This is a genomic window from Caloramator sp. (assembly GCF_020054765.1).
Taxonomy (GTDB): Bacteria; Bacillota; Clostridia; order Clostridiales; family Caloramatoraceae; genus Thermobrachium; species Thermobrachium proteoclasticum.
In genome coordinates this window covers 1-6,536 of the sequence record NZ_JAIHAO010000067.1, presented here as the reverse complement: position 1 = coordinate 6,536, position 6,536 = coordinate 1, and the positions used below count along the sequence as shown (strand labels likewise).

The 6,536-nt window shown below is 30.7% G+C and carries 7 protein-coding genes, 1 tRNA gene and 2 rRNA genes; 9 read left to right on the top strand and 1 reads right to left on the bottom strand.

All coding sequences use genetic code 11. From position 1 onward, the window contains the following. From rrf (JG776_RS12075) to rrf (JG776_RS12065), 3 genes are all read left to right on the top strand, one after another. Nucleotides 1-98, top strand: a 5S ribosomal RNA gene (gene rrf / locus JG776_RS12075); the annotation flags it as partial. A gap of 6 nt (nt 99-104) precedes the next feature. Beyond that, nucleotides 105-181 (top strand) — tRNA-Ile (locus JG776_RS12070). Between the two features lie 3 nt (nt 182-184). Then, nucleotides 185-298, top strand: a 5S ribosomal RNA gene (gene rrf, locus JG776_RS12065). A gap of 230 nt (nt 299-528) precedes the next feature. On the opposite strand, the gene JG776_RS12060 is transcribed toward rrf (JG776_RS12065), so the two are convergent. Then, on the bottom strand, nt 529-1,089 hold the full coding sequence (locus tag JG776_RS12060) for a nitroreductase family protein (RefSeq protein WP_291967867.1): 561 nt from the start codon (nt 1,087-1,089) through the stop codon (nt 529-531). Nucleotides 1,090-1,235: 146 nt separating this feature from the next. On the opposite strand from JG776_RS12060, the gene JG776_RS12055 reads away from it, so the two are divergent. From JG776_RS12055 to JG776_RS12030, 6 genes are all read left to right on the top strand, one after another. Beyond that, the gene (locus tag JG776_RS12055; protein WP_291967865.1) at nt 1,236-1,550 is read left to right on the top strand and encodes a helix-turn-helix domain-containing protein; all 315 of its coding nucleotides are present in this window, start codon (nt 1,236-1,238) and stop codon (nt 1,548-1,550) included. A gap of 240 nt (nt 1,551-1,790) precedes the next feature. Beyond that, entirely contained in the window at nt 1,791-2,345 is a 555-nt protein-coding gene (locus JG776_RS12050) for a uracil-DNA glycosylase (protein WP_291967863.1), read from the top strand. A gap of 31 nt (nt 2,346-2,376) precedes the next feature. After that, the gene (locus JG776_RS12045; protein WP_291967861.1) at nt 2,377-2,598 is read left to right on the top strand and encodes a DUF3892 domain-containing protein; all 222 of its coding nucleotides are present in this window, start codon (nt 2,377-2,379) and stop codon (nt 2,596-2,598) included. Nucleotides 2,599-2,725: 127 nt separating this feature from the next. Beyond that, nucleotides 2,726-3,298 carry a uracil-DNA glycosylase gene (locus JG776_RS12040; RefSeq protein WP_291967859.1) on the top strand — a complete coding sequence of 191 codons (573 nt, stop codon included), beginning with the start codon at nt 2,726-2,728 and terminating at the stop codon, nt 3,296-3,298. Between the two features lie 13 nt (nt 3,299-3,311). Then, nucleotides 3,312-4,676: a UDP-N-acetylmuramoyl-L-alanine--D-glutamate ligase gene (murD, locus tag JG776_RS12035; protein WP_291967857.1), complete on the top strand. Its 1,365-nt coding sequence runs from the start codon at nt 3,312-3,314 to the stop codon at nt 4,674-4,676. A gap of 120 nt (nt 4,677-4,796) precedes the next feature. After that, complete coding sequence (locus JG776_RS12030) at nt 4,797-6,158, top strand: sodium-dependent transporter (protein WP_291967855.1); 1,362 nt, start codon at nt 4,797-4,799, stop codon at nt 6,156-6,158. The last annotated feature ends 378 nt before the right edge of the window (nt 6,159-6,536 follow it).

Genomic DNA, 6,536 nt, shown 5'->3' with positions numbered 1-6,536 from the left:
GAGGAAACACCCGTACCCATTCCGAACACGCAGGTTAAGCTCCGCAGGGCCGATGGTACTGCACCAATTCGGTGTGGGAGAGTAGGTCGTTGCCGGATAGTTGAGGGCCTTTAGCTCAGCTGGCTAGAGCAACCGGCTCATAACCGGTCGGTCCGGGGTTCGAGTCCCTGAAGGCCCACCAATATATGGGGGTGTCCGCGGAGGAAACACCCGTACCCATTCCGAACACGCAGGTTAAGCTCCGCAGGGCCGATGGTACTGCACTAATGCGGTGTGGGAGAGTAGGTCGTTGCCAGATTTGCTTTTTTAGGCTCTTTGTCAATTGTTGGGGCGGGTATTCGATTAGAATGCCTGTCCCTTCTTGTTACATATGAAAATGACTGAGGAATTATCTCACATAGATTATTGACAAACCTAATTGTTAGCTAAAATCTGAAAAAGCCCCATGAAGGGATTTCAATAGGCTCCTTCATGGGGCTAATCAATATATAACTTTTTCAACAGACTGACTGAGAAATTATTTCAGTCTTATTTTATATATTGTACTGTACCTTCACGTCTTGCAGGAGCATTTATAGCCTTTGTATCTTTATATCCAAGTGCAACAGCATAATAAGGTGTAAATCCTTCTGGTATGTTTAATTTCTTTTTATATTCTTCTGCCTTAGGACCATTAAATAAGAAGGAAATAAATCCATTCCAACAAGAACCGATATTTAATGATTCAGCGGCTATTAACATATTTTGAGTTGCAGCAGCACAGTCAACCTGAGGCATCATAGCACTATCCATTCCAGATACTATTATAAGAGTAGGAGCTCCATAGAATACATCAAGTTTTTCGTTGTTAGCCATTTTTTGAATTACTTCATCATTAAATCCTTTAGCTGCTTCTTTAGATTCTCTATTTAATTCTTTTATAAGTTCAGAATTTTGTATAACAGTAAAATTCCAAGATTGTTGATTATGGGCACTTGGTGCATAAAGACCTGCCTCGATTATTGCTTGAAGTTCTTCATTTTTTATTTGTTCGCTTTTAAATTTTCTTGTTGTTCTTCTTGATTTGATTACTTTTAAAGTTTCATTAATCATATTATACCTCCAAATATTAATGAATTTTTCTATAGTATTTACAGCTATGTTCGAACATATTATACTTAAATTATAAATTATATATAAAAAAAATAAAGTATGCACTTTTGAGTAATATACTATCAAAAAGGAGAGTAATATTTATGAATCAACAGAAAACTTATAATTGCCCAGTTGAATATACTTTGAGTATAATAGGTGGTAAATGGAAGACAGTAATCTTATGGCATCTTTCAAATAATGAAGTTTTAAGATATGGAGAGTTAAAAAGACTTGTAAATGGTATAACACATAAAACATTAAGTAATCAATTAAAAGAATTAGAGGCAGATGGATTAATAAATAGAAAGGAATATTATCAAATTCCACCTAAAGTAGAGTATTCTTTAACTGAAAAGGGAAAGGGATTAATGCCTATTTTAAAGGCTCTTTGCGAATGGGGTTCAAAAAATATGTAAAAAAAGAGCCAGGGGGTTTCCTGGCTAGGGTCAGTTAATAGGGTTCAATCATGGGGATATGTTATATGAAAGGGTCTTTTCGCTATTCATTACAATATAAATATAACACATTTACAACTAAAGTGCAACATATTTAATAAAAAATAATAAAAATATTAATTAATAAATAAGATATTATACTATATATTCTGTTATATAATACATTAATACATTATATAACAAAAAACAGGGGTAGATTATATGAGTTATTTAGATGAATTAAAGTTATATGTGAATAACTGTAATAGATGTAGGCTATCACAAAGAAGAAAAAATGTTGTATTTGGTGAGGGTAATTTGAATGCAAAGCTTATGTTAATAGGTGAAGGACCGGGTGAAGAAGAAGATAATACAGGTAGGCCTTTTGTAGGAAAAGCAGGTAAATTATTAGATAAGATGCTTGAGGCAATTAATATAAAAAGGGAAGAAGTATATATAGCAAATATAGTTAAATGCAGGCCTCCTAATAATAGGATTCCCTTTGAAGATGAAGCAAAGACTTGCATAGTATATTTAAGAAAGCAGGTAGCAATAGTAAAACCTAAAATAATTGTGTGTTTAGGTTCAACTGCAGCAAGATATGTTATAGATGAAAATATAAAGATAACTAAGGACAGAGGAATATGGTATAAAAAAGGTGATTTTTATATTATTGCAACTTTTCATCCAGCAGCTCTTTTAAGAGATGAAAATAAAAAGAAATTAGCGTGGGAGGATTTGAAAAAGATTAAAGCAATGTATGAAACCCTTTCGTAGGTGAAAAAATAACTAAAAAGGAGGGGTTATAATGAGAATTACTGGAGTAAAACACGACAAAAATGGAGAGATAATTTCTTATAGATTAAGTACAGGTCAGATAATTTCAAAAGGAGAAGGTATAAAACTTGCAGAACAAGGACGGATTGAGGGTGTTACCGTTGGTGTATCTAAAACTGGAGAAAAATTTTTAAGAAGTTTGCCAGATGGTGATAGTAGAAATAATTTGGATAATTTGCCTGAAATAATGTAAAAATTGATGTGATTATTACAGAGAATAATAAATTACAGTTGAAAAATAATATATTAAAAAGTCCTCTATAAAAAATAGAGGACTTTTTTTACAAGGAATAGTAAAATATATAGGAAGGAGTGATAATATGGATTTAAATACTATATATGAACAATATCGTGATAGAATAAAAGATATATATGGAGAGGATGTAAAGATAGTTTATGGTGTTGGAAATATAGATGCAGAAATTATGCTAATAGGTGAAGCACCAGGAAGATTTGAAGAAGAACAGGGCAAACCTTTTGTAGGTCAAGCAGGTAAAAATTTAGATGAGTTTATAAATATATTAGAAATAAAAAGAGAAGATTTATTTATAACAAATGTGGTAAAAATAAGACCTTATAAAATAAATGAAAAGACAGGAAGAAAGGTAAATAGAGCACCAAATAAAAAAGAAATAGAATTATCTTTAGATACTTTATTAAAGGAGATAGAAATAGTATCGCCCAAAATAATTGTAACTCTTGGCAATACTCCTCTTAAGGCATTGTTAGGGGATATAAAAATTGGAGATGTACACGGGAAAGTTATAGAGTATAATGGAAGATTTTTATATCCATTGTATCATCCTGCGAGTATAATATATAATAGAGCTTTGTATGATGTTTACATAGAAGATTTAAAAAACTTAAAGAAATATATTAAAAGCAATAATTAGGGAGGCGTTTTAATTGGCATATTCATTTGATGAATTTAAAAAATTTGTGTTTAAGAAAAAGGTTGCAATAGTTGGAGCTGGTGTAAGTAATACTCCTCTTATTCAAATGATGTTGGATTTAGGTGCAGATGTAGTTGTGTGCGATAAAAAAACAAGTTTAGGGGAATATGAAGAAGAATTAAAAAAGAAAGATGTTAAACTTTATTTAGGCGAAAATTATTTAGAAGGGACAAAAGAAGCAGATATTATATTTAGAACACCGTCTTTAATGCCTACAAACCCTTATATAAAAGAAGCACTTGATAGAGGTGCTTATGTTACGTCAGAGATGGGAGAATTTTTAAAATACTGTAAAGGCAAGGTTATAGGTATTACAGGAAGTGATGGCAAGACAACTACAACAACCCTTGTTTATGAAATGCTAAAAAAACAAGGATATAATGTGTTTTTAGGAGGAAATATAGGTAATCCTTTATTTCATAGAATTGAAGAAATAAAGGAGAATGATTTTGTTGTATTAGAACTCTCAAGTTTCCAGCTAATTGATGCAAAGTTTTCTCCCAAGGTATCAATTATAACAAATATAACGCCTAATCATTTAGATATTCATAAGGATATGCAGGAGTATATTGAATCTAAGAAAAATATATTTTTACATCAAGAAGAAAGTGGAGTTGTTGTTTTAAACAAAGATAATGAAATAACAAGAAAAATTGCAGAGGAAACGGATAAAAATGTAAGATTATTTTCAAGAAAAGAAAAGGCGTTTTCATATTTACAAGAGGATAATCTTGTAGTAGATAATAATATTGTATGTCATATTGATGAAGTAAAGTTACCAGGTATGCATAATATAGAAAACTTACTTGCAGCTTTTGCAGCTGTATATGACTTTGTTTCTATAGATACTATGAGATATGTGGCAATGAATTTTTCAGGAGTAGAACATAGAATAGAATTTGTAAGAGAAATAAATGGAATAAAGTTTTATAATGATTCAATTGCATCAAGCCCAGCAAGAACATTAGCAGGTTTAAAGTCTTTTAAACAAAAGGTTATATTGATTGCAGGTGGATATGATAAAAACATACCATTTGAGCCATTAGCAGAAGAAGGAATAGATTATATTAAATGTTTGGTTTTAATAGGAAAGACAAAGGATAAGATAAAGGATGCGTTTTTAAGGGTTATGGAGGAAAGAAATATAGAATTACCAATAGTGATTGCAGATAGCTTAGAAGATGCAGTATTGAAGGCATATAATGCAGCAGAAAAGGGAGATATTATAACTCTATCACCTGCATGTGCTAGTTTTGATATGTTTAAAAATTTTGAGGAAAGAGGTCGAATTTTCAAAGAAATTGTAAATAAAATTTGATTGACTATAACTTGCATTTTTTATACAATTATAAACAATAATATAAAGCACCCATAAGTTGCTGGGTGCTTTATATTATAACGAAAGTTTAACAATTTAAATTACTAAAGGGGGATTATTATGGAAAACAAAAAAAGAGAGACGTTTTCATCGGGACTTGCAGTTTTCTTTGCAACATTAGGTTCAGCAGTAGGCTTGGGTAATATATGGAGATTCCCATATATTACTGGTATGAATGGTGGAGGTGGATTTTTATTCATCTACATATTGTGTATACTATTTGTTGGTATACCTATAATGATAAGTGAATTCTATATTGGAAGAAAAACAAGAGCCAATGCTGTAGGAGCTTTTAGAAAATTAAATAAAGAGAATTTTAAATTTATAGGACTTATGGGTGTATTATCATCTTTTTTAATTATGTTTTTTTATAGTGGAGTTGCAGGATGGGTTTATTCATATGTTTTTAAAAGTTTAATTGGTAAATTCAACGGAGTAACTCCTGAACAGGCAAATGAAATATTTACTTCAACAATATCAAACTATGGTATGGCATATTTATGGCAAGTTATTGTTATGGTTGTAGTATCAACAATCCTGATAATGGGAGTTAAGAATGGAATAGAAAAAGTTACTAAAACATTGATGCCTCTTCTATTTATATTGATAATAATAATGGATATAAGAGCCTTAACATTAACAGATTCTTTTGAAGGAGTAAAATTCCTATTTAAAGTTGATTTTTCAAAGGTTACACAAGCAAGCATACTAATTGCATTAGGGTTAGCCTTCTTTAAGTTATCGATAGGTATGGGAACAATGATTACGTATGGTAGTTATTTTACAGAAGATAATGATATGCCACAAACTTCATTTAAGGTTGCCTTTTCAGATCTTTTAGTATCATTACTTGCGGGACTTGCTATATTCCCTGCTGTATTTAGTTTTAAGATGGAACCTGCTGCAGGACCAGGACTTTTATTTATGACAATACCTTTAGTGTTTTCAAAGATGCCACTTGGTAGAGTGTTACTTACTTTGTTTTTCCTTTTAACTTCTTTTGCAGCTACAACAGCTATGATTTCATTGGTTGAGGTTCCTGTTGCTTATTTATCAGAAGAAAAGAAAATGGATAGAAAAAAGGCAGTTCTATTAACAGCGACTATAATTCTTGTGTTTGGATTTTTAGCAACAGCATCAATAGCTGGTGGTAATCCAATAGCTGAAATCAAAGCATTTGGAAAGAATTTCTTTGATCTATTTGACTTTGTATCAAGTAATATATTACTACCACTTGGTGGATTATTTATAACTATATTTATAGGATATTTTATTGATAGAGATGATATAGTAAATGAATTAAGCAATGGAGGAAGGATAAGCAACCAAGTAATATTAAAAGCATTCTTAATATTGATAAGATATATTTCACCTCTATTAGTTGTAATTATATTCCTAAATTCACTGGGTGTGTTTAAATAAAAGGTAATTGTTAAAATTAGGTGTCATTAGGCTGCTTTAGTGGTTTAAGGCACCTATTTTATTTAAAATGATTTTATCTAAAATATTGATTTATCTATGAATATATTATGCAACGGGACTTGGTGTATCATAATGAATAATAAAGAGAAATAAATAAAAAAATAGAGAAATAACGTGATAATTTATAATAATTATGATTAATAAATATGATATAAATAAGGTTGAATGATAATATATAAAAGTCGCTTGAAGCGAGCGACAGAAAAAATAAAAACACCGAAAAAAGGTGTTGACAAGATAAAAAAGACGTGATAAGATAAATAAGCGTCAACGGTCCTTGAAAACTGAACAGCGAGAGCGAACGTACCAAATAAGAAG

What these genes read in the sequence shown, in the direction of transcription:
- JG776_RS12040 (WP_291967859.1), top strand. Translation starts at nt 2,726, where the DNA reads ATGGATTTAAATACTATATATGAACAATATCGTGATAGAATAAAAGAT.
- JG776_RS12055 (WP_291967865.1), top strand. Translation starts at nt 1,236, where the DNA reads ATGAATCAACAGAAAACTTATAATTGCCCAGTTGAATATACTTTGAGT.
- JG776_RS12030 (WP_291967855.1), top strand. Translation starts at nt 4,797, where the DNA reads ATGGAAAACAAAAAAAGAGAGACGTTTTCATCGGGACTTGCAGTTTTC.
- JG776_RS12050 (WP_291967863.1), top strand. Translation starts at nt 1,791, where the DNA reads ATGAGTTATTTAGATGAATTAAAGTTATATGTGAATAACTGTAATAGA.
- JG776_RS12045 (WP_291967861.1), top strand. Translation starts at nt 2,377, where the DNA reads ATGAGAATTACTGGAGTAAAACACGACAAAAATGGAGAGATAATTTCT.